Raw genomic sequence first — 22890 nt, forward strand, 5'->3', positions numbered from 1 at the left:
CCAATAGCCGCATCAATACAAATGATAATCAATATCATTTTTGTTTACACAAATTATTTTTTTCTGCACACTGTCGCCGCTTTCCCATCAGAAGGGCCTTCGCCTGCGCAAACCCGCTGAATTAAAAGGGTGAATTCTGGTGGATTTTCGCTCATTACATGGAATGGATAACACGTTATGTCCCGCAGTTTACTCATCACGGCGGCCCTGTGCGCCGCCACGGCTTCGCCTTACCTCTTCGGCGCTGAACAAGACGAGATGGTGGTTACCGCAACGGGTTTTGCGCAGAAGATCCAGAATGCGCCCGCTTCTATCTCCGTCATTTCCAAGCAACAGATTGAAGATAAAGCCTATCGCGACGTCACCGACGCGCTGCGGGACGTGCCGGGCGTGGTGGTCACCGGCGGGGCGAGCAGCAGCGACATCAGCATTCGCGGCATGGCCTCCCAGTACACGCTGTTCCTGGTGGACGGCAAGCGCATCAGCACCCGCAGTACTCGCCCGAATAGCGATAACTCGGGCATTGAGCAGGGCTGGCTGCCGCCGCTGGAGTCTATCGAGCGCATCGAGGTAATTCGCGGCCCGATGTCGTCGCTCTACGGCTCCGACGCCATGGGCGGCGTCATTAATGTCATTACCAAAAAGGTGTCGAACACCAAAAGCTGGACGGGCTCGGTGCACGGCGACGCCACTTTCCAGGAGAACCGCGATTCCGGCGATCTCTACCAGACCAACGCTTACGCCTCCGGGCCGCTTATTGACGGGCTGCTGGGGGTGAAGGTGAGCGGGCTCTTCTCGCGTCGCCAGGAGGACCGCATTGTCAACGGCTATAACGAGCAGCGGATGCGCAACGGCGCCGTTACGCTGAACGTTACGCCGGATGACAAAAACGATTTTGACCTTGATATCGCCCGCGAACTGCAGGACCGCAACAGCACGCCGGGCATGTCGACAGCGGCTGAAGTGTGTCGCGGCGCGACCTGCACGCCGAATGAGAAAAGCGAAACCCGCTACGAGCACACCACGTATGCGCTGACGCACCACGGTTATTACGACGATTTCAACTCCACCAGCTACATTCAGCAGGAGACGTCGAACAACCCGGAACGTGAAATGAAGGCCTGGAACACCACGTTCAACACTCAGAACCAGATCTTCCTTGGCGACCATACGCTGACGGTAGGCGGGCAATATCGCTATGAAAAGCTGCGCGACAACGGCAACCAGCTGGAAGCGGCGCAGGGCCTGAGCAAACTCACCCGCTGGAGCTGGGCGCTCTTCTCGGAAGATGAGTGGGCGATGACCGACAGCTTCACGCTGACGGCGGGCCTGCGCATGGATAAAGATGAGAACTACGGCACCAACTGGACGCCGCGCGGCTACGGTGTCTGGCACCTCAATGACCAGTGGACCCTGAAAGGGGGCGTTTCCGCAGGCTATAAAGCCCCGGAGCTGCGCCAGTCTTCCGCAAGCTGGGGGCAGGTCACCGGCGGCGGCCGTCTTGACGGCATTATCGTCGGCAACCCGGATCTCAAGCCGGAAAAGAGCCTGAGCGAAGAGATCGCGCTGCTGTGGGATAACGGCGATAACCTGAACGCGGGCGTCACGCTCTTCAACACGGACTTTAAAGATAAAATCACCGAAGTGCGCCGTTGCAACAGCAGCGCCGACCCGGCCTGTCAGATTGGCAACCACCGCTACGATTTTGTCAGCGACCGCGTTAACGTGGATAAAGCCAATATGCGCGGTGTGGAGTCCACCTTCGGCTGGGAGATGGTGAAAGACCTCAACCTGACGGCGAACTACACCTTTACCGAGTCGGAGCAAAAGAGCGGGCAGTTCTCCGGCAAACCGCTGAACAAGATGCCGAAGCATATGTTCAACACCACGCTCGACTGGCAGGCAACGCCGGATGTCGGCTTCTGGAGCCGCCTCAACTTGCGCGGCAAAAGCTCGGAATATTTAAGCCGCACCGCGATGGCGCAGGGCACGCCTTCTTACACGCAGGTTGATGTGGGGCTGCGTTATCACGCCGCGAAAGATCTGCTGCTCACCGCCGGGGTTTATAACGTTTTCGATAAACAGATTGATTACGCCACCTACGACACCATTCTGGATGGCCGCCGCTATACCCTCGGCTTAACCTATAACTTCTGAGCCTTGTCACGCACGCGGCAAAGCCCGAACCCGTTTCGGGCTTTTTTATGTGCGCCGCAGCCGCCGGGTTGCAACTGCTAAGCTTATCGCATGCTAATCCGGAGGAATCATGAAATTAGGCTTCGCTTGTAAATTTTTAAACGCTGAACAGAAACAACTTTTTCCTTTCAAAGCGACGACCCGCACGCGATTCCTGAGCCTGGATAACGAAACCGGGGCCACGCTGCTTTATGAACTCGCCCGCGCCAACCTCACCAATCTGCGGCTTATCTTTCAGGCGCTCGCCCTTGAGCCTGCCGACCTGCGCATGATGCGCATCGGCAGCGATTTGCTGCCGCTGTATACGGTGCCGGAAGCGACGCGGCTCTATAACGAATTTTTGCCCGATCTCTATCCGTTGTTTGCCGACTGCGGCGATGTCGCCCGGGCGAACGACATCCGGCTCTCTTTTCATCCCGGCCAGTATTCCGTGTTAGCCTCCGATAACCCGGACGTGGTGGAAAGGGCGATAGAGGATGTGGAGTATCACGCCCTCTGCGCGCGGCTGATGGGCTACGGCAAAACCTTTCAGGATTTTAAAATCAATATTCACATGAACGGCAAAGCCGGATTCGCCGGGTTTACGCGCGCGTTCAACAAACTGAGCCCGGAAGCGAGGCGGATGCTGACGGTGGAAAACGACGAAATTTCCTGCTCGCTGGACGATGTTTTGCAGGCGCAGGCGCTCTGCCCGGTAGTGGTGGATATTCACCACCACTGGGTAAAAGAGAATGCCTTTATCAGGCCTGACGACCCGCGTATCGCGCAGGTTATCGACTCCTGGCGCGGCGTGCGGCCCGTGCTGCACTACTCCATTTCGCAGGAGGGGCTTATCCCGGCGCAGGGCTTCCCTGAACAAGCCGCGCTTGGCGTGCCAAAAACCAAACTGCGCGCCCACTCCGATTACTACTTCAACCCCACGCTGAATGACTGGGCGCTTTCGTTTACCGATTTCGACATCATGTGCGAGGTCAAAATGAAAAACCTCGCCCGCGACAGGCTTTACGCTTACGCGAAAAGCCGATAGCGCACCTGGCTGCTTACTCCGGCGCGCCGATCAGGTTTTTGCCAGCGCAAGGCGCGCTCTGGCGCTGACGGCGGGCGCCTGCTGCTCCCTGATCTGCTCAAGCGGCGCCGGGCGGCCAATGTAATATCCCTGCAGGATGTCGCATTCATATTTTTTCAGCAACTCTTGCTGCTGCGAGTTTTCGACCCCTTCCGCCGTCACGTTAAGGGAGTAGGCTTTACCCAGCCCAATCATGTTTTTGACGATAAGGCAGGCGCTTTCGGAATCAGCCATCGGAATAACAAAAGAGCGGTCCAGCTTAATACCGTCGAACGGGAAGGTTCGCAGATAGCTCAACGACGCGTAGCCGGTGCCAAAATCATCAATCAGAAAACGCACGCCCATCGCCTTGAGCTGTCGCATCATCTCCAGCGCGATATCCGGCGCTTTCAGCGTGGCGTTTTCCGTCACCTCTATCTCAAAACGCGAGGGCGGGAAGCCGCTCTGTTCCAGCGCGCTATGGACCCGCTCAACCAGCCCGGGCGTCTGGAACTCGCTTGCCGAGATATTCACCGACAGCGCCAGCTCCGGTAAGGTTTGCTGCATCGCCCGGCACGCTTGCAGCATCACCCAGTCGCTCAGTTCGATAATCAGCCCCGTCTCTTCCGCCAGCGGAATAAACTGATCCGGCGTCAGCAGGCCAAGGCGAGGGTGCTGCCAGCGCACCAGCGCTTCCACGGCGTATACCTGGGCGGATTTGATGTCGTAGCGCGGTTGATAAACCAGCCGCAGCTGGTCTGCGCGTATCGCCTCGCGCAGCGCCTGCTCCATTTCACGCCGCTGCACAATCTGCTCGCTCATATCGGGCTGGTAAAACACCCACAGGTTATGCCCGCTGGTCTTGGCTTGATACAGCGCGATATCGGCAAAGCGCAGCAGGTCGTTGGCGTCGGTCGCGTCCTGCGGCGCCAGCGCGATGCCCATGCTCGCGCCGATAAAAATCTCGTGGCCGTTAATCTGGTAGGGGCAGGTGATCGCCACGATCAGCTGCTGGCAAAGCGTTTCCACCGCCGCCCGGCTGCGAATATCCGGTACGATCAGGATAAACTCATCGCCGCCGTGCCGGGCCACCAGACCGTTATCCCCCAGACAGCGGCGCAGGCGGCTGGACATTTCATGCAGCACATCGTCGCCCGCCGCGTGGCCGAAGAGATCGTTGACCGGTTTAAATTTATCCAGATCCAGCATGATCATGGCGAGCGGCCGCTCTGTCGTGGGTTTGGCCCGCAGCTTGCCTTCGAGAAACGCTTTCATCTGCACGCGGTTCGGCAGACCGGTGAGCTCATCGTGATGGGAAAGGTAGTCAACCCGCTGCTGCGCTTCTATCTCAAGCGTAACGTCCGTCGCGGTGCCGCGAAAACCGCGCTGGCCATTCATCATGGTGACGTTTTTCAGCGTCAGGTTACAGTAACGCTGGCGCTGCTGGCCTGAAAGATAGCGGCAGTGGGTCAGCGTCAGGTTGTTTGCAGGCTGCGGGTTTTTCAGCCACTGCGTCAGCGCGAAGCTGTCGTTTTGCAAAAACTCCGTTAACGGCTGGCCCAGCCAGTCGCCGATGCGGTAACCGGTAATAGCCGGAAAGCGTTCGGAGATCCAGGTGAAGCGCAACTGCTCGTCCGTCTCCCAGATCCAGTCGGTGGCGGCCTCGGCGACATCGCGAAAGCGATTTTCGCTGGCCGCCAGCGCGAGGCGGCTTTGCTCCAGCAGAAAAGTATTTTCATCATTACGCTGCGCTTTCAACAGCGTATTGCGCATCAGCATGAAGGCGAATACCAGCGTGGCGAACATCAGGAACACCAGCAGCGGCAGCACCCAGGTCAGCAGTGCGCCGCCGGGGTTGTCGCTGCGCCAGACCAGCTGGATAGAGCCACCATAAACCGGCAGCGTCAGGCTCGCTTGCGGATAGGTCGCCACAGGCGTAGCGGGGGTTTTCACCTGCGTATCGTGGATGCCGTATTCAAGCCCCATGCTTTGCAGCTTGCTGAACGTAAGACGATCGACAAAAACCAGCATTGACGCGGCGCCAGGTATAGGCGTCACGTTAATATCGCTGCCGGGCGTAATCCAGGCGGCGGCCAGCAAAATAAGTTCGCCCTGGGCGAGCATGAGCCGGGAAACCGGTTTGCCTTGCGAGCGCGCCAGCGCCTGGCGCAGTTCAGGCGTCGGGTTCCTTCCCAGCCAGTCCGCCAGTGTCCGGGACTGGCGCTTGCCATTAAGAATGCTGTAGCGCGTGTCGTCTTTCCCGTCGAGCACGAAAACGCCTTCATAACCAAAGTTCTTGTAAAGCGAAGCGCCGAGGTTCTGCTTATCCCAGGCCCACGCGGGATTAACCCGCCGGTGCAGGTTTTCGTAAGCTTCGCCCCAGGCGGCGTTGTCCTGAAGGTGGGAGCGGATACTGTCCTGACGGCTGAACAGCGCCTTGCGCAACAGCAACCGACTGTGATCGTCGGCGTGCTCATTAAGATCGTGGGCAATGTTCAGCAGCGCGAAAATGGCTATCAGAAAAATAACCCCCAACAGCGATACCAGCACCGCCAGCGTTTTTTTAATGCTTTCCTTGATGCGGCCCGTAAACGGCTCAGCATGCTTAACAGAAATGATGTTCACCTGATGAAACCTCTTTTTATTTTTTATTCGGGCGCAAGACATGCTCCGCCTTAAACCGTTATCGGCACAGGTAAGGGAGAATGTGATAACGGAATGGGAATTTTGATGAGCGTCACTTAAGTAACGAAATTGACAGCAACGTTACAGCCACAAATGTCATACCAGGCGGCAGCCTTTTCATTTGCCGTCGCCACAGGCGCATCCTGGCCCTTCCCGGCAGGGCCTTGCTTTTCCTCTTATACTCGTTATAGCCCTACGGCAGTTAAGGAGATCTTCTCTATAAAGCGTCACGATGACGATAACTATTCGTGTGAGGTCCTATGTTGACGGAAACGCAAAAACAATTAGTGAAAGATACCGTGCCGGTGCTTAAAGAGAATGGCGTGGCGTTAACGGATTATTTTTATAAACGTATGTTGCGAAAGAACCCTGAATTAAAAGAGGTATTTAATATGGGGCACCAGCGCAGCGGGGCGCAGGCGAAAGCGCTGGCGGGCGCCGTGCTGGCCTATGCGGAAAATATTGATAATCCTGGCGTGCTGGCGCCGGTCATTGAGCTTATCTGCCATAAGCATGTGAGTCTGAATATCAGCGCGCCGGATTACGATATCGTTGGCGAAAACCTGCTGCACTCGATAAGCGAAGTGCTCACCATCCCCATGGATCATGAGCTGATTGGCGCCTGGGGCGCGGCTTATCAGGATCTGGCGGATATCTTTATCGCCACCGAGAAGAAAATCTACGAAGCGCACCAGAACACCGAGGGAAGCTGGCTCGGCTGGCGTAATTTCGTGGTGGATAAAAAGGTCAAGGAGAGCGCGGAGATAACCTCGTTTTACCTGGTAGCGAAAGATGGTAAAGCGCTGCCTGACTATAAGCCGGGGCAATATGTCACCCTGCGCATTTACGTTCCGGCGCTGGGCATGAAGCAGCCGCGGCAGTACAGCCTCTCCAGCAGCCCCGGCGATAACTACCTGCGTATCTCCGTCAAGCGTGAAGAGGCCCGCGCGCCGGGGCAGGACCCGGGCTACGTCTCCTCCACGCTGCATAAATCCATTAACGAAGGCGACACGGTGGAGCTGAGCGCCCCCACCGGCAACTTCTATCTGCTAAACCCCGATAAAGACAACGTGCTGATAAGCGCAGGGGTCGGCCTGACGCCGATGATCTCTATGGTCAACCATCTGCTGGCGGAAACCGCCGACCCGCACAGCCACCCCGGGCAAAACGGCGGCGAGGCGGCGGAGCGAAATAAAAAGCAGATCTATTTCCTGCATGCCGCCCGCGGTTCTGACGTACACGCCTTGCGCAAGGAGATTAAGGCGCTCGCGAAAGAGAACCACAATCTGCATGTGTTTATCGCGTATGAAGAGGTGAAAGATCATGACGTGCAGGGCGCGGATTACCATCTGCACGGGCGGCTCGATCTCAGCGCAGTGCCGCCGTCGTACCTGCCGAAAATGGCGGACTATTATCTCTGCGGCCCTCTCCCTTTTATGCAGGAACAGCACCGCGCGCTGATTAACGCCGGGATCCCGCAGGCGCAAATCCACAGCGAGGCGTTCGGCACCGGCGGCGTCGTTTTCTGACCAGACAATACAGGCCGGGGCGTCCGGCCTGTTCATTGCCCGATAAACCTTACTCTTTCACCGTTTCGCGATAGCGGTTTTTCCCCACCACCTTTCCTTTCGCGTCGTAAATGGTAAAGCTCACCAGAAGCTCGCCCGCCGCCTGCGGCGTGATGTTCAGCGTCTCAATCTTGTTCAGGCTGTCGGCGGCCAGCGTCCGGCGCGTCTGCGACGCAAGCAGGGTGCGGTTATTCTGCGTCACGGTCCACGTTAACGTGCACGCCCGGCAATCGGCGAAGGTGTCATTAATGGCCCACAGCCCAACGCTGCCAGGCTGGCCTTTTTGCCAGACGGCGGTCACCGGTTCGATGGAGGGCAGCAGCGGCTGATAGGCGCGCTGCAGGGCGTAATAGCCCGCCTTGGGCTTACGCAGGTAATCCACCACGCCCCAGTTTATCGAAGGCCAGGTCTCCACAAACATAAACTGGAACAGCGCGGTGACCGGCTGGTAACGCTGGCGTCGGTAGCTCTCCGCCGCCAGCGCCACCAGTTGCGCCTGGTAGCGCTGGGTATTATGGATAAACGTTTCCAGGTTCTCGCCGCGCGGGATGTGGGCGAACTTAAAGGTCTGGAACGGCTGAAAGTTATGGTATTTCCAGCGCGTCCAGCCCGGGTCGTCCGCCGCCGTGGTGGCGGGCCAGCGCAGCTGCGGCGGAATAATGGTCTTCAGCGTCGCCAGGTCCGGCAGCGCCTGAGCGCCGAATTCGGTGATGATGCCGGTTTTGGCGGGCGCCAGCATGTCGCGCATGGTGCCGAAATACCACCCCTGCCAGTAGTGCTCTTCGACCGCGGAGAAACGGTGGACGATGCGCGATGTGTCCTCCGCCAGCGCGTCCGCCACGCGCTCCGTCAACATCCGGTTGAGATTGTTATTCCAGTCCGGGAAGCGTTTTTCCATCCACGGCGAGTTCCACGGCGGCTCGTTGTGGCCGCCCCAGGCGATAATGGCCGGGGAGTTGCCAAACTGCGCCACCATCTCGCGGGTCTGGCGCGCCGCGTTGTCGGCAAACGTCTCGCTGTTGTTATACCCCCACTGGAGCGGCACATCCTGCCAGATCATCAACCCCATCTCATCTGCCACCTGATAAAGCGGCCGTCCCGCCACGTGGCCATGTACGCGAATGGCGTTGGCGTTCATCGCCAGCACCAGTTGAAAATCGCGGCGATACGTTTTCGCCGTCATCTCGCTAAGCCAGGGCGAGCCGATGTAGTTGGAGCCTTTGATGAAAATGCGTTTGTCGTTAATCCGCCAACCCTGGTTATCGGGCATTTCCTGCGCTTTACGCAGCCCGGTACGGGTTTTCGCCACGTCCATCACCCCTTGCGCGTCGTGCAGGCTCGCCCGAATCTGGTAGAGATGCGGCTTGCCGTAGCCTGCGGGCCACCAGAGCTTCGCGCCGTCCATCGGCAGCGTGACGCGCAGACGCTGCGCCGTTTTGCCGGTGGTGCTGAGCGTCACGGGCTGCTCAAGACGAAAGCTGTCGCCGGCAAAGTTAGCGGGGGAGGCCGTCAGGCGCAGCGTGGCGTGACGGTTTTCGCGGGCGCGGTAAACTATCTCCGCGCGCAGGCGGGGTTTCTCCAGGCCCGCCTGCCAGTCGGGGCGTACGATGACCTCGTCAATCGCCGCGCCGCGGCTCAGGTGCAGCCGCACCGGCGCCCAGATGCCGCCGGAGTTGGCGTCCTGGCCCTCCGGCGACCAGGCGCCGCCGGGGCGCGTGTCGTGCTGGTTCAGCACGCCCTTCACCATGTTTTTATGCAGCGGCCAGATAGTTTTTGGGTCTTCAAACGGGCTGTCCACTTTCACCGCCAGCCGGTTATGGCGGCGCAACGCGTCGGTCGCATCCAGCGAGAAGCGCTGAAAATAGCCTTCGTGGCGGCCAAGCGGTTGGCCGTTAAGCGTCACATCGGCAAAGTAATCCACGCCGTCGAAGGTGAGCGTCGCCAGCGTATCATCGCTAAGTTTCGGCAGGGTAAAGGCGTGGCGATACCAGAGCGCCCCCTGGTGATCGCGTCCCGCGCTGTACCAGTTGGCGGGCACGCGCAGAGAAGACCAGCCGTCATCGCGGGCGCGCACGCCGTCAAAGGCCGGGTCGTTGGCGTCATGGGCGCGCCAGTCGCCGGCAAGAGACCAGGTGACCGGCAGCGCAGTCGCCTGAGCGAAGGCGGCAACACAACACCACAGCGCAAGCGCGTAACGTATCATCGCTTCTCCTCTCTTCGTTGCAGCCAGGCGACGACGCGGGTTTGCTCCTGGCGCAAGGCTTGTAACAGCTGGTTAAGGTGCGTCTCGCTCAGGGTTTTCGCGCCGGTTTCCAGCTGGCGCAGCAGCTCGCCCAGCCGATTAAAATCGAGGGTGATGGCTTCGCCGCGCAGCTTATGGGCGGCGCGGCGCAGCGCTTCCCGATCCTGCCCGGCGATGGCCTGTTCTATCTCCGCCACCAGCAAGGCTATCTCGCTGCGAAAAATCGCCATCAGCTCGGTCACCAGTTGCGGGTCGCCGCCGCACTGTTCAAGCAGCGCGGCTTCCACCGGCAGCCCTTCGTCCGCAGGCGTCGTTTGCGCGTTTGGCGCGGGCGCAGGCGCCGCGGTCGCCGTCACGCGGTTAAGCTCAGCGGTCAGCGCTTCCCGCGTTATCGGTTTGGCGATATAGCCATCGAAGCCCATCGCCAGACAGCGCTCTTTATCGCCCTGCATGGCGTGAGCGGTCATGGCGATGACGGGCTGACGCGCCCCCGCGCGCGGCCGCTCTTCTTCGCGCAGCAGCGCGATGGCGGTTTCGCCGTCCATGTGGGGCATTTGCAAATCCATCAGCACCACATCCCAGTTCTCTTCGCGCCAGCGCGCCAGCGCCGCGGCGCCGTCGCCCACCGTCTCGCAGCGGTGCCCCAGTTGCTCCAGCAGCCGGTTCGCCAGCCGCTGGTTCACCAGATTGTCTTCCGCCAGCAGAATGCGCAGCGGGCGCTGCGGCGTCTCACCTGGCGCGGGCTGGGGCGAGGCGGCGGACAACGCGGCGGGGCGCAGCAGCGCATTGAGCGCCTGATGCAGTTCGCTCTGATCCACCGGCTTGTGGAGGTAATGGGCGATGCCGATGCGCTTAAGCGTGTTCATGTCGAAATGACGGTTCATGGAACTCAGCATGATGATGCGGCTCTGTCGCGCCTGCGGCAGCACGGAGAGCTCCAGCGCCAGCGAAACGCCGTCCATGTCGGGCATTTGCGCATCCAGCAAAATCACCGGGAAAGGGGGCTGCTGCGACACCTGAACCAGCGCCTCCCGGGGGTTATCCACGCACCGGGGCGCGAGGCCCATGGCGGTCAACATCGCGTTCAGCAGCCGCAGGTTGGTGGCGTTATCGTCCGCCACCAGCACTCGCTCGCCGCTGAAACGCTGCTCTTTGCGGTTGTCGCTGACGGAAAGGGCGCTTTCCAGCGCCAGCGAGAACGAAAACTCGCTGCCGAGGCCCGGCGCGCTGGTCACCTCAAGCAGGCCGCCCATCATGCCGACAAGCCGCGCGGAGATGGTCAGCCCAAGCCCGGTGCCGCCATAGCGCCGGGTGGTGGAGCTGTCCGCCTGGCTGAAGGCTTCAAATATCAGCTGCTGCTTCTCAGCAGGAATGCCGATGCCGCTGTCGCGCACGCGAAAGCGCCAACGGCCCGCCCGTTTATCCGGCTCTATCGCCAGCAGCACTTCGCCCTGATGCGTAAACTTCAGCGCGTTGCTTAAGAGATTGGTGAGGATCTGGCGCAGCCGCACGCTGTCGAACCGCAGCACGTCCGGCACCTGCGGGGCGATATCCACCAGCAGCTCCACTCCCTTTTCACTGGCGGCGGGCATCTGCGGGCGGATGAGCGTCTGAATAAAGGGGCGGATAGCCAGCGCCTCTTCCTCCAGCTCAATTTTCCCCGCCTCGATTTTTGAGAAATCCAGGATGTCGTTAATGATGTGCAAAAGCGACTGGGCCGAACTCATCACAAGGGTCAAATAGTCGCGCTGCTCGGCGTTGAGATCTGTTTCCAGGCACAGCTGCGTCATCCCCAGAATGCCGTTCATCGGCGTGCGAATTTCGTGACTCATATTGGCGAGGAAGGCGCTTTTCGCCTCGTTCGCCTGGCGCGCCGCTTTCGCCGCGTCAATGGCGATAAGCTCCGCCTCTTTACGCCGGGTAATATCCTGCAGCGTGCCGATAACGCGCTCCATTTCGCCGTCCATCGTGAGCGTGATCACCTGGCCGGAGAGCAGCATCCAGCGCCAGTGCCCCTGCGCATGCCGCACCCGGATCTCACACTCAAACACCGGCTGGTGGTGTTTGCGCGCCTTCTGCATCGCTTCACGCAGCACGGGGCGGTCCTCTTCATGCACCAGCCCCTGCAGGAAGCGCGCGCTGTAATGCCACTCGCCGCGCGGCTGGCCTGTGAGCATCAGCAGCGCGTCGTTAACCTGCAAAATATCGGGCGTGACCTGCCAGTCCCAGATGCCGATATGAATGGATTCCGCCGCCAGCAGAAAATCGTCATGCAGCAACTGGCGGGAGTTGCGGGCCATGTCGAGACGCGTAATGTCCGTGTGCAGGCTGACGATGCCGCCATCCGGCAACCGCTGGTGTTGCACGAAGACGCGGCGCCCGCTCGCGTGGCGCACTTCGCAATGGTTATCCTGGCGACAGTTGGCGACGATGGAGGCCGCCAGCGCCTGGCGACGTCCCGGCTCGGTATCGTAGGCGGCGTCAATAAAGCGGACCGCCAGCTCTGAGAGCGTGGCCCCTTTATGCAGATGCGGCGCGAGCGTCGGATAAAAGCGCGTGATGTTCTCATTCCACGCCGCCAGCCGTTCTTCGGCGTCATAAATCATCACCGCCGCCGGCAGGGCATTAAGATCGTATTGCGAGTGCGCGTTCATGGCTGCTCTCCCGCCTGATAGTGCAGCTCCGCCTGGCGGCGCAGATACTCAAGCCCTGGCGCAATCGACATCGCCCAGGCGGTCAGCACCTCTTCGTCGCACAGCGGGTCGCGCTCGCGCACGGTATTGAGCATCGCCAGACGCCACAGCGCGAAGAAGCCCGGCGGCAGGCCAATCCCGCCGCTGCCCTGGTCGCGGGCCAGGCTTTCCAGAAAGTCGGGCACGAACAGCGAGCCGTCCACCGCCAGCATGGCGAAAAAGCTTTTATGGATAAGGCGGCGCAGGTCATCGGCGTTCACCGCCTGGAAATGGCGCTCCGTTTCCGGCGACATATGGATGAACTTCTCGTAAAAGGCGTTGAAAAAGGGCGTTTTGTCATCCTGCGGAAAAACCCGGCTCAGGCTTGCGTCAAACAGGTCGCGGTAGAATTTCATTTTCTGGCCTCCGTACGGCGCTCGCCCGGCAGGCAGAGGCCCGGCGAAGTAAACGTGTCCTGCGCCCGCAGGCTGAAGTAGCTGTCGTTTTCGATAAGCCCGCCGCGCAGCAAAGGGCCGCCATGCGCCTTATAGAAGAGCGCCTCCAGCACCGTGGCGTTGGTGGAGAGCGTCACCATGCGGTTGTAATCGCCGGTCGCTTCCACCCGGCCTTCGTACCAGCCGCGCTTGTCGTCGAACATCCGCTGCGCGACGCGCATCAGAGCGTCGGTATAAGGGGTTTCCCAGAGCGCCCACAGCGCGAACACCGCTTTGGTGGTGACCTGCGCCCGACGCGGGTAATACTTGCCGTCGTCGCCAAGCGTATTCCAGGCAAAGCCGTTGCCCCAGACGGTGTCGGCAACGTGCCAGGGCGCTTCGCCGACAAAATAGTCGGCGCGGGCGGTCAGCACCTTTTCTTTTTCCCAGCGGGTTTGCTGGGTGAGATAGACGAGATTCGCCCGCTCGCGCAGCGACTGACTGATTTCGTCGTTGATGCCGGGCGGCTGCCAGCCGAACTCCAGGCCCGGCAGCATGTAAGGCAGGGTAGAGATAAGCGAAGGCTGCCAGGTGGTGCGCGGGTCGCGGGCGTCTACCGCCAGCGCGCGCTGGTAAATAATCACGTTCTGCGCAGGCGGGTTCAGCGCTTTTTGCGGGTCGAAGCCCCAGAGACGAAACGCGCTGGCGGCATACTCGCTTTCGCCAAGACGCAGCTCTTCGCGAAGCGTCGGCGCGCCTTCCTCCAGCATCGATGACCACAGCTCCCCGTGCCTATCGACAACCGGGCAGAAATTCCAGCGCAGCACGATGCGCTCAAGGTACTCCTGATACTGCGGCGCCCAGTCGGCGGTAAGGCGCAGCGCCAGCAGCAGGCGGGCCATATCGCGGGCCGACCAGCCGCTTTTCACCGGCTTGCCGGCGAAATCGACCATGGTGGCGGACTGGGTGGAGTACATTCGCCCCGGCGTGCGGCTCTCTGAGAGCATCAGGCGGTTGAGCGTGCCGAGCAGGCGCGTCAGCCGGTCGTCAAACTCCGCCTCTTTTACCAGCCCCAGCTCACGGGCGGCGAGCAGCGCAATCAGCGTATCGCCCATCTGCCAGAGGGTAACGCGCGGCTGCTTGTCGCTGCCGTTCACCAGCCCCGTCTGCGGCTGGGTGTTATTGACGAAGTAGCGCCAGGCAACCGCGGCCCATTCGCGCTCCTGCGGCGTCAGGGCGCTGATGCGCGCCGTGGTGTGCCAGCCTCCTTTGGTGAGCCAGCGCCAGCCCGCGCCGTCTCTTGCGGCGAACGCAAAAGCGAGCAGGGCTATCAGGAGCGCCAGCAACAGCAGGCGGCTTACTGTTTTAAGCATGAGGCGGTCACCGGAGGCAATTTGACAGGCGCATCGTCCTTACAGGAGGCGCACTGGCACGCCTGGCAGGAGGGCGCTGTGCGCAGCGCGGTGCCGGTCTGTTCGCACCAGTTCTTCACGCCCGGCGTCGGGTCGATAAAGGGGCGGTTGCGGCGGGTGTTGTTCTCCTCAAACAGGTTGACCAGCTTTTTCTCCCACAGCGACGGGGCGAAATCTTTGTTTTTGGGCTGGTTGGTGTTAAAGCGCAGCAGCTTGCCCTCTTTTTTGAACAGCAGCGCCTCCATCATGATGCCGTTGTTGTTGGCGGTGAACTCCTTGATAGGGCCGTCGCCGTTTTCATACAGCCCTTCGTAGTAGCCAAGGCCTTGTTGGCTGGCGTTTTCAATGGTGCTCAGCAGGCGATCGGTGTAGGGCGAGTCCCACAGCGCCCACATGCCCAGCGCCGCTTTCAGCGACACCGCCGCCGAGTTGGGCACGTACTGGCCTTTATCGGTAATGGTGTTCCAGTTAAAGCCGTCGCTGAAAACCGTGTCGTAGACAAAGTAGGGCGATTTATCGAGCTGGTGCTCTGAACGGGCGGTTAAAATGCCGGTAATGGCGTAACGGTTCTCCTGCGCCTGATAAACGCGGTCGGCGAAGTTTTTCATCCACGGGTGGGTAAAGTTACGCGGGCTGTCGTCGCGGTCGGTGGGGTTGTCAAACCCAAGCTCCAGCCCGTGCAGCAGATAAGATTCGGTAACGACATAGTTATGCTGATAGGTCTGGCGCGGGTCGCGCGAATCATAAGGCACCATCACGCAATAGATTTCCGCCAGATCGTAAGGCTCCGGGCGGTTGGCCTGGCAGGTGTTGAAGCCCCAGAGCTGGTAGCCCGCCGAGGCGTACTCTTCATACCCCAGCCGTCCCTCCTGCACATATTTCGGTTTGCCGTTTTCAACTACCGCGCCGTAGAGCGTGCCGCAGGGGTCGACGACGTGGGAGAAGTCCCAGCCGAGCACGATGTTATCCACGCTGTTGCCATATTCCGGGTAGCGCTCTTTGATGATTTTCAGCCACAAGAGCATGCGGCCGATATCCAGCGCCGAAAAGCCGATATCGCCGGGCTTGTTCAGGTAGTTCACCTTCTGGCCGTTGATGGTGTTATAGGCTTTGTTCGGCAGCTCGTTGTTATAGAGCTGGATGGTGTTGAGCGTGGCGAGAATTTTCAGCATGCGGCGGTCGAACTCCGCTTTATCAATAATGCCGAGCTCGCGGGCCGCGGTCATGGCGGCAAGATACGAAGCGCTGTCCCACATGGTGGTGGACGGGTATTTGTTTACCGCGTTCACAAGCCCGGTGGTCGGCTGATAGTTGGCGACGAAATATTGCCAGGCGTTTTTCGCCATCGTCATCTCCTGGGCGGTGAGCTCGCCGCTGCGCACCGGATAGCCGGAGGCGGGCAGCTCCGTTGCGGCCTGGGCGCCGCTTAACAACAGACCGAGCGCCGCATAGCCGACCCACCGGCGAAACAGGGACAAACAGTTCAGCTTCATGGCGTAGCTCCTGCAAGAGAAGAGGGGCGGGGCGGGGTATCGTTCAGGCAGGCCAGGCACAGCAGTTGGCCATGCGCGATGAAGGAGAGGCTCTCCAGCACCACCGCGTTCGTATCCGCATCAATGACGTTATTTGTGCTGTTATTCAGGTTCAGCCCGCGCTGCCAGCCTTTGCCCGGCACCTGCAGCGCCTGCACCTGCTGGCGCAGCGCCTCGCTCCACTCGTTGCGAAACAGCGCATACCAGGCGAAGGCGGAGCGGGTTGAGGTGATGGCGCGCTGCTCCGGCGGCATGTCGCTTAGCAGCGGCTCGTTAACCGGCGGCTGATTGGGCCGATCGCGCGTGTAATCGGGCGCCGGCTCGGCGTAATCGGTGCTGATGGGCGGCTTACGCACCCGCAGGCTGTGGCGGCGCTGCTGAATTTGCATAATGCGCCAGGCGATTTCACCGCTCTGCGCGTCAAACCCGCGCTCAAGGCCGGTAAGCAGATAAGGCAGGCTCACCAGCGACGGCTGACGCCCCCACGGCGTGCGCAGCCCCTCGTCCGGCACCATGATGCCGTCGATATCCATCATCTGCTGGCCTTCGGGCGGGTTGGTGACGGCAAGCCCCGCCGCGCTGTCGATAAGCCGCAGCGTGTGGCTGGCGTAAAGCCGGTAGCCGAAGCTGTTGCGCGGTTCGTCCGTCGCCAGCATCCAGTGGCGCACCGGCAGGGAGTCGCGGGTGGTCGCGCCGGTGGTGATAAGCGCGCCGGTTTGCCACTGGCTGAAGAGATCCCGTACCTCCGCCGCATGGCCCGGATAGCGCCAGAGCAGCGTTTCCAGCGCCATCAGCAGGCGGCCCATGCCGATGGCGGAGCTGTCGGGCTTGCCGAGGATCGTGAGCGTGTCGGCGTGGTAATAGGCGGCGGGCAGGCCCTGCGCGTTCAGCGGCAGCTGGCCCAGCGCGAACAGCGCGGCGGTGATGCGTTCGTCAAACTCCGCCTGCGTGATGACATCAAGCTGGCGGGCGGCGAGCGCGGCGAACAGGTAGCTGCCGGTGCTCCAGAGGTTCAGCCAGGGTGCGCCGTCATGGGCGTTGGCGAGGCCATTGGGTTGCGTGTTGTTGACAAAGTATTGCCAGGCGACCCGCGCCCAGACCGCTTCGTTGAAGGTCAGCTCGCGCGGCGCCGGCAGCGGCGGGAAATTTTCGCTCAGCGTCATGCCCGCGCTGCTCTCCACGCGAGTCGGCATCTGCCGCTCCACCCAGACCACAATGGCAAAGCCGAGCAAAAAGCCGAGCAGGATGGTGATGTAGCTGCGGGCGCTCAGCAGCGCCTCCCGGGTTTTCATGACGACGCCTCCTCGTCGGCGGGCGTCCACATCGCCGCGAGAATAAGCGGCAGCATGGCGGCGATATTCACCGCACCCCAGAAGATGTTAATCACATAGCCCGACGGATCATCCACCTGGCCGCGCGCCACCTGAATGCCGCCCCAGATAAGCCCGGCGAGCGTCAGCGCCACGATGGCGATTTGCGGCTTCACCAGGTAGAGAAACCGTCCGGTCTGCCGCTCTTTCGGCGTCACGTGGAACTTGATCTGCTCGCCCTTAAGCACCGTGTTCAACGCCCGCAGGTTCATGGAGAAAAAAGCCAGATACGAGGCGCGCCCATCCCAGGCGGAGATCCCCCATGTGCCGAACATGAATGCCAGTTCGGAAACAATAAAAAAGGGCAGAAAGTGAAGGTAAAACGGCGTCGACCAGGCGGAAACCGGCGGGATCCCGGTAAAGAGGTAGACGATCGGCGAGATCAGAAACACCGTGTTCCAGACGCAGGCGAGATAGGACCAGAAGGTGGTGCCGTACATCAGCGTTTGCGGCAGCGAAAGCTTAAAACGGCGGCGGCTGAAGATGTTGTCGTGAAACAGAATATCCAGCGAGCCTGCGGCATATTTGAAGCGCTGGATTATCCAGGTCAGCATATCCTGCGGCGAGAGCATCTTCGATTCAATGCGCGGGTGCATGACCGAGCGCCAGCGGCGGGCGTCATCGCCGTGCAGCACGATGGAGGTATAAATATCTTCCGAAACGTGAAATTTATAGGGCGTCAGCTCGGTGTCAAACGCCACGTGCGGGCGCATGGCCTCCTGCAGCGCTTCGCGCATCGCCGGGTCCTGAATGTCGCGGGTGTGGCGCTCAATCTCCTCTTCCACGTTCCACACATAGCTTCTGAGCGCCGCCTGCATTACCGCCTCGCGACGGTGGACAGAGGCCGCGCCGCAGCAGAAGGCGGCGTTCGCCCAGTTGCGGCGGCGCAGGATGACGTCATAGAACATACGCGGATCGTTAAAAAACGGGTCGCGTCCGAGCGTGACGGGGCCGACGATTTTCTCCAGCGTCCAGCCCAGCGCGTAGCCCGGTTTGCCCGTCCGGCGGGCCAGCCAGCGCGGCAGGCGTTCGCCTTCCGGCAGGTCGAAGAACCACTGCGGCGTCTGCACCCAGGCGACATCCGGGTCGCGGAAGTAGCCCAGCGTATGGCTGAGCAGGGTAGAAAAGACGCGGGTGTCGGCGTCGCAGATAACCAGAAAATCGCCATCGGTCTGCTCCAGGCCGTTTCGCAGGTTGCCCGCCTTGTAGCCAATGTTGGTTTGCCGGGTGATGTAATTCACCCCCTCTTCGTCGCAGACCGCTTTCATCTCCGGCCGGCGGCCGTCATCCAGCACGTGTATGCGGTAATCCAGCGGAAAGGGGTAAGCCATTTTCAGCGCGTCGCGAATGGAGAGCCGCACCAGCTCCACATCTTCGGAGTAGGTGGCGATAAAGAGATCAACCTTCACCGGGCGCGGCTCGGTATGGTCCTGCTCCGCGAGACACTCGTTGATATCGGCGGGCGGCGCGAGCTGCGGCGGGTCGACCTCTTTCCACAGGTTGATGGTAAAAAGCAGCGTGCCAATCCAGGCGAGGGTTTCCGCCAGCGCCAGCGGAATGGCGTACCAGAGGGCGTCCATATTCAACGAGGACATCCAGCGCCAGCGAATATAGTTAGCGCCAAGAATAAGCCCGGCCACCGCGAGTATTTGCCAGGCAATTTTCACCCAGCGCGGCGTTTGCAATGGTTCAGGCGGCAAGCGTGATTCAAATCGCGAGAAATAAAACCCCATAGCAACCGGTGTCCTGATGTTTTAATAATTCATAAAGAAATAATTTGCCAGAGCAAATGATCAGCCTGTCCGTGTTTAATAAACCTGATGAAAATAAACCTAATAGTGAGTGTAGATGGCCGCCGTTAACTTTCCAGAAACGCTAATGAATTTGAATCTTCAGTTCTGCTTTATTTTATGGTTAGTAGTGCTAAAGGATATATTTTCTCTTTTTAAAACAGCGCGAATTTTGCCGTTAAAAGCGAACTAAGCTATTAAATTATATCCCGCATCGTTTTTTTGAGGCCTGCTGATCGCCATGTCCATAAGCCAGACTGCACCTTCGCCTGCGAAAGAAAGGCTGCTGAAATCAGCGGCCTGGCGTTATTCTCTGGCGGATAAACGCGATTTGCGCATCGATTTTATGCGCGGCATCGCGCTGGTGATGATGGTGGTGGCGCATACCGAGGTGATGTCGGTATTTAATATATTTACCTGGGAGCGTTTTGGTTTAACCACCGGGGCGGAAGGGTTTGTCATTCTTTCAGGTTTTATGTTGGGAATGCTAAACCGCCAGCGTTTGCAAAAAGCATATTTATTGACGGTATCCTGGGGGCTCTGGCAGCGGGCGTGGAAAATATATCAGGTAAATATCATCATCATACTTTCTATTTATCTGTTATCGCACCTGCCGTTTATTAATACTTTTGAGGTAACGCATTTTACCGATCGTTATTCCGGCACCGCCTGGGCGCTTTTTCCCACCACGCCGCAAATTAAAGAGACGTGGTTTAACATTGTGCTCTATTTGCAAATCGGCCCGCACCAGACGCAAATTCTGGGGCTTTATATTTGCCTGCTGTTGGTCAGCCCGCTCTTTTTATGGCTATTGATAAAGCGCAAAGCGGCCTGGCTGCTCGCCGGGTCGCTGGCGGTCTATTGTCTCTGGCAACGCTTGCCGGTGCGCGTCACCGTTTCAGAGTTTGAGTTCGCCTTTCCGCTGCTCGCCTGGCAGTTTATCTATGTTATCGGCATGACCTGCGGCTGGTACAAGCAGGAGTTGCTGTCGCTTGCCCGCACCCCGCCGGGCAAAATCACGGTGGGCGTGCTGGTGGTTATCGCGCTGGCGCTCGCGTTTGTGGCGCAAAACCACACCAACCCGTTTATGCCGCCCGCTTTGCTGATGCACGTTATTTCGCCTGCGGATTTCAACGCGTTTTACCACACCTGGGCTGCGAAAAACGGTCTTGGCCCGGTGCGGGTGCTGAACGACATCAGCCTGATGGTGGCGGTCTATTTACTGCTCACTTATTGCTGGACGCCGCTCTGGCGCGCTGCCGGCTGGTTCTTTATCCCGCTGGGGCAGCATTCGCTTTACACCTTTATTTTGCATGTGTACGTGGTGCTGGCGGTAAGCCAGGTGGTCACTTTTGATTTATGGCGCGAAGCCTGGTTCACCAACACCCTGGTACACGCTGTGGCGCTGGGCGTGCTGTGGTTAATGGCGAAATATGACGTCGGCGCGCGCTGGATACCCAACTGAGGGAAAAGAGGATGCGGGAAAAGGTCTTGCTGGCAGGCGTTTTGCTGAGTGCGACGCCCGCCGCGTATGCGGCGCAAACGCAGACAAACCATGACGAAACCCTGCGGGACAGCCAGGGCGAGCCGGTGCAGGCGGGGGTCTTCACCAGCCGCTGGGGACGGCTTTTTTCCGGCAATGATAAGCCGTTTTCCGGCGCGTTAAGCTTCAGTTCCGGCCTGAAAGAGCAGTGGATAACGATTCCGAACAGCTCACACAGCGCCGAACAGAAAAAGAAGATCAATCAGACCCTGAACCTGAGTCTGCAATACTCGCCTTACAGCTACTGGTTCGCCAATATCACCACGCGCATGCCGGTCACCGATACCAGCCGCTACACCACGGATTTTCGCTACAGCTTCGGCTATGACGACTGGCACGCCAACACGGTAAGCCTGGTTTACAGCAACTATGGCGATAACCACTTCTGGCCTTCCGGCAACGACAGGCGCACTTACTTTGAGCAGGGCGCGGTTACGCTTGCTTATAAATTTTCGCTGCCGAAGCCGCTGGAAAAGCATCTGCTGATTAACAAAGGCGATTCCCTTATCTGCCAGGCGGGCTACAGCTGGGTGCCTCGCTACTATGACGTTGAAAGTAACGGCCTGAAGAAAAATAAAAACGTCTTGCTGGGCGGCTGCGGCTACACCTTTAAGCAGCACTTTTTTATTCGCGCCACCGCCTTCTGGTATCCCGACCGCAGCCAGCAACAGCCCTGGAACGGCGACTACAGCTACAGCTTCGGCTACGCGGGCTATACGCCCGGTTCGTTCTCTGTTCAATACGCCAATTATGCCGGCACGCGCTTTCCGGGCCATCAGAATGGCAACGCCAAATTCCGCGAAGGCACGGTCAGCCTTATCTGGTATTTACCGCTTTAAGGAGCTGCGATGTCGCAACATGTACTGATTGTGGATGACTCGCTGGTCTACCGCCGCCTGCTGGCGAAAATGCTGGCGCAATGGGGCTATCAGGTCAGCGAGGCGGAGAATGGCGAAGCGGCGCTGAACATCCTCGCGCAGACCGCCGTCAACATGGTCATCAGCGACTGGGAGATGCCGGTAATGGACGGGCTGACGCTTTGTCGCGCCATTCGCGAGCGGCAATTTGGCCACTATGTTTACATCATTTTGCTCACCGCCCGCGAGAGCGCCGACGATCTCACCGAAGGCTTTGACGCGGGCGCCGACGATTTTCTCAGCAAGCCGGTGAACCAGAGCGAACTGCGGGCGCGGCTGCACGCGGGCATCCGCATTCTTGAGCTTGAAGCAAGCCTGGCCGCGCATAACACGCGGTTAAGCGAAGCGTTAGGGCAGATAGAGCAAGATTTGCAGGCTGCCGCGCGGCTGCAGCAGTCGGTGCTGCCGTCGCACCGGCTGCGCTATCAGGACTATTTCGCCGACTGGCTGTTTTTGCCCTCCGCCTGGGTGTCGGGCGATATCTTTAACGTGTTTGCGCTCGATAACCATCTGGGGTTCTATTTTGTCGACGTGGCGGGGCATGGCGTTGGCGCGGCGATGATGTCCCTCGCTGTGGCGCGGCAATTTTTACACGGGCGCGTGGTGGAGCGTTTCTTGTTTGACGAGCAGGGCGGCGTGACGTCGCCTGCGGAAGTGGTGCGCATGCTGAACGAGAGGTTCTGTAGCGAAGAGCCGGACATCGTCAGCTATTTCACCATGATTTACGGCGTCATCGACCTGCGCAGCGGGGAAGGGCGGTTGTGTCAGGCGGGGCATCCCACCCCCTTTATCGTGACCCCGACCGGCGAAGCAAAAGAGACCGGCAACGGCGGCGCACCGGTGGGGCTGTTTTCGCACCTGGCGTGGGAGGATACCGCCTTTACCCTCAATGAGGGCGAACGGCTATGCCTGTTCAGCGACGGCATTACCGAATGTGAAAACCCGGCGGGCGAGCAGTTTGGCCAGGCCCGGCTGCAAGCGTGGCTGCAGCAGCATGCCGGGTTTACGGTAGAAGCGCTGTTGCCGCGCTTTGGCGAGCAACTGGTCCACTGGCGCAGCGACGCGGGCCGCCACAGCGGAACGATGACTGACGATGTGTCATTGCTGATTATTGAACGCAGAGGAGTTGCCCAATGAATATCGAAATCGAACGCCACCCCGCCGTCAACGTGTTGACGCCGGCGGTAAGACGCCTTGACGCCTCGGTTTCCGCCGCGTTTCGGGATGGCGTTGCGCGTGAAATCAACGCGGAGCCGAAATCGGTGATTATCGACTTTACCCGGGTCGATTTTATCGACAGCAGCTGCCTCGGCACGCTGGTTTCGCTGCTCAAGATGATGAACGGCAAAGGCGAACTGGTGGTCTGCGCGCTGAATCCCGGTATTAAAAATATGTTCGCGCTGACCAGAATGGACCGGATATTTACCATCAGCCCCGACCGCGCCTCGGCGCTGTCCCGTTTTAATCCGTAACGTTATGAACGG

15 protein-coding genes are annotated in these 22890 nt (G+C 59.7%); 7 read left to right on the forward strand and 8 right to left on the reverse strand.

Annotation, left to right across the window (positions count from 1 at the left end):
- Nucleotides 1–177: 177 nt before the first annotated feature.
- Together IEX01_RS00400 and IEX01_RS00405 are read left to right on the forward strand one after the other, a co-directional pair.
- A complete protein-coding gene (locus tag IEX01_RS00400; protein WP_024559858.1) occupies nucleotides 178–2157 on the forward strand; it encodes a ligand-gated channel protein in 1980 nt (659 codons plus the stop codon).
- Nucleotides 2158–2266: 109 nt separating this feature from the next.
- On the forward strand, nucleotides 2267–3223 hold the full coding sequence (locus IEX01_RS00405) for a UV damage endonuclease UvsE (protein ID WP_024559859.1): 957 nt from the start codon (nucleotides 2267–2269) through the stop codon (nucleotides 3221–3223).
- Nucleotides 3224–3253: 30 nt separating this feature from the next.
- Here the strand turns inward: IEX01_RS00405 and IEX01_RS00410 are convergent, their stop codons facing one another.
- A complete protein-coding gene (locus IEX01_RS00410) occupies nucleotides 3254–5866 on the reverse strand; it encodes an EAL domain-containing protein (RefSeq protein ID WP_308423920.1) in 2613 nt (870 codons plus the stop codon).
- A 320-nt stretch (nucleotides 5867–6186) separates the two neighbouring features.
- Here IEX01_RS00410 and hmpA point away from each other — a divergent pair, with 320 nt between their 5' ends.
- The gene (gene hmpA / locus IEX01_RS00415) at nucleotides 6187–7455 is read left to right on the forward strand and encodes an NO-inducible flavohemoprotein (protein WP_188723070.1); all 1269 of its coding nucleotides are present in this window, start codon (nucleotides 6187–6189) and stop codon (nucleotides 7453–7455) included.
- Between the two features lie 49 nt (nucleotides 7456–7504).
- Here the strand turns inward: hmpA and IEX01_RS00420 are convergent, their stop codons facing one another.
- Genes IEX01_RS00420 through IEX01_RS00450 form a run of 7 tightly spaced genes read right to left on the reverse strand, consistent with a single transcriptional unit; the run spans nucleotide 7505 to nucleotide 18889 of the window.
- Nucleotides 7505–9697 (reverse strand): glycoside hydrolase family 2 protein, encoded by a 2193-nt coding sequence (locus IEX01_RS00420; RefSeq protein WP_188723071.1) that lies wholly within the window; start codon nucleotides 9695–9697, stop codon nucleotides 7505–7507.
- Complete coding sequence (locus IEX01_RS00425) at nucleotides 9694–12390, reverse strand: response regulator (protein WP_188723072.1); 2697 nt, start codon at nucleotides 12388–12390, stop codon at nucleotides 9694–9696. The genes IEX01_RS00420 and IEX01_RS00425 overlap by 4 nt, the downstream gene beginning before the upstream one ends.
- Nucleotides 12387–12824, reverse strand: coding sequence for a globin (locus IEX01_RS00430; RefSeq protein WP_024557753.1), 438 nt, complete (start codon nucleotides 12822–12824; stop codon nucleotides 12387–12389). The genes IEX01_RS00425 and IEX01_RS00430 overlap by 4 nt, the downstream gene beginning before the upstream one ends.
- The gene (locus IEX01_RS00435) at nucleotides 12821–14215 is read right to left on the reverse strand and encodes a DUF3131 domain-containing protein (protein ID WP_188723073.1); all 1395 of its coding nucleotides are present in this window, start codon (nucleotides 14213–14215) and stop codon (nucleotides 12821–12823) included. The genes IEX01_RS00430 and IEX01_RS00435 overlap by 4 nt, the downstream gene beginning before the upstream one ends.
- A complete protein-coding gene (locus IEX01_RS00440; protein ID WP_188723074.1) occupies nucleotides 14200–15747 on the reverse strand; it encodes a DUF3131 domain-containing protein in 1548 nt (515 codons plus the stop codon). Before IEX01_RS00440 ends, IEX01_RS00435 begins: the two co-directional genes overlap by 16 nt.
- Nucleotides 15744–17078, reverse strand: coding sequence for a DUF3131 domain-containing protein (locus tag IEX01_RS00445; protein ID WP_188723075.1), 1335 nt, complete (start codon nucleotides 17076–17078; stop codon nucleotides 15744–15746). Before IEX01_RS00445 ends, IEX01_RS00440 begins: the two co-directional genes overlap by 4 nt.
- Nucleotides 17075–18889: a glycosyltransferase family 2 protein gene (locus IEX01_RS00450; RefSeq protein WP_188723076.1), complete on the reverse strand. Its 1815-nt coding sequence runs from the start codon at nucleotides 18887–18889 to the stop codon at nucleotides 17075–17077. Before IEX01_RS00450 ends, IEX01_RS00445 begins: the two co-directional genes overlap by 4 nt.
- A 298-nt stretch (nucleotides 18890–19187) precedes the next feature.
- Here IEX01_RS00450 and opgC point away from each other — a divergent pair, with 298 nt between their 5' ends.
- From opgC to IEX01_RS00470, 4 genes are read left to right on the forward strand one after another with little or no spacing between them, the layout of a single operon-like run.
- The gene (gene opgC / locus IEX01_RS00455) at nucleotides 19188–20411 is read left to right on the forward strand and encodes an OpgC domain-containing protein (RefSeq protein ID WP_188723077.1); all 1224 of its coding nucleotides are present in this window, start codon (nucleotides 19188–19190) and stop codon (nucleotides 20409–20411) included.
- A gap of 11 nt (nucleotides 20412–20422) precedes the next feature.
- Entirely contained in the window at nucleotides 20423–21328 is a 906-nt protein-coding gene (locus IEX01_RS00460; protein WP_188723078.1) for a hypothetical protein, read from the forward strand.
- A gap of 9 nt (nucleotides 21329–21337) precedes the next feature.
- Nucleotides 21338–22543, forward strand: a complete 1206-nt coding sequence (locus IEX01_RS00465) for a PP2C family protein-serine/threonine phosphatase (RefSeq protein WP_024559868.1) — start codon at nucleotides 21338–21340, stop codon at nucleotides 22541–22543.
- Nucleotides 22540–22878, forward strand: a complete 339-nt coding sequence (locus IEX01_RS00470; RefSeq protein ID WP_024557761.1) for an STAS domain-containing protein — start codon at nucleotides 22540–22542, stop codon at nucleotides 22876–22878. The genes IEX01_RS00465 and IEX01_RS00470 overlap by 4 nt, the downstream gene beginning before the upstream one ends.
- The last annotated feature ends 12 nt before the right edge of the window (nucleotides 22879–22890 follow it).

The organism is Franconibacter daqui (assembly GCF_014644275.1).
GTDB lineage: Bacteria > Pseudomonadota > Gammaproteobacteria > Enterobacterales > Enterobacteriaceae > Franconibacter > Franconibacter pulveris.

Coding starts and splice junctions, on each gene's coding strand:
- IEX01_RS00450 (WP_188723076.1), bottom strand. CDS start 18,889: ATGGGGTTTTATTTCTCGCGATTTGAATCACGCTTGCCGCCTGAACCA.
- hmpA (WP_188723070.1), top strand. CDS start 6,187: ATGTTGACGGAAACGCAAAAACAATTAGTGAAAGATACCGTGCCGGTG.
- IEX01_RS00470 (WP_024557761.1), top strand. CDS start 22,540: ATGAATATCGAAATCGAACGCCACCCCGCCGTCAACGTGTTGACGCCG.
- opgC (WP_188723077.1), top strand. CDS start 19,188: ATGTCCATAAGCCAGACTGCACCTTCGCCTGCGAAAGAAAGGCTGCTG.
- IEX01_RS00435 (WP_188723073.1), bottom strand. CDS start 14,215: ATGCTTAAAACAGTAAGCCGCCTGCTGTTGCTGGCGCTCCTGATAGCC.
- IEX01_RS00460 (WP_188723078.1), top strand. CDS start 20,423: ATGCGGGAAAAGGTCTTGCTGGCAGGCGTTTTGCTGAGTGCGACGCCC.
- IEX01_RS00445 (WP_188723075.1), bottom strand. CDS start 17,078: ATGAAAACCCGGGAGGCGCTGCTGAGCGCCCGCAGCTACATCACCATC.
- IEX01_RS00465 (WP_024559868.1), top strand. CDS start 21,338: ATGTCGCAACATGTACTGATTGTGGATGACTCGCTGGTCTACCGCCGC.
- IEX01_RS00440 (WP_188723074.1), bottom strand. CDS start 15,747: ATGAAGCTGAACTGTTTGTCCCTGTTTCGCCGGTGGGTCGGCTATGCG.
- IEX01_RS00425 (WP_188723072.1), bottom strand. CDS start 12,390: ATGAACGCGCACTCGCAATACGATCTTAATGCCCTGCCGGCGGCGGTG.
- IEX01_RS00420 (WP_188723071.1), bottom strand. CDS start 9,697: ATGATACGTTACGCGCTTGCGCTGTGGTGTTGTGTTGCCGCCTTCGCT.
- IEX01_RS00400 (WP_024559858.1), top strand. CDS start 178: ATGTCCCGCAGTTTACTCATCACGGCGGCCCTGTGCGCCGCCACGGCT.
- IEX01_RS00430 (WP_024557753.1), bottom strand. CDS start 12,824: ATGAAATTCTACCGCGACCTGTTTGACGCAAGCCTGAGCCGGGTTTTT.
- IEX01_RS00405 (WP_024559859.1), top strand. CDS start 2,267: ATGAAATTAGGCTTCGCTTGTAAATTTTTAAACGCTGAACAGAAACAA.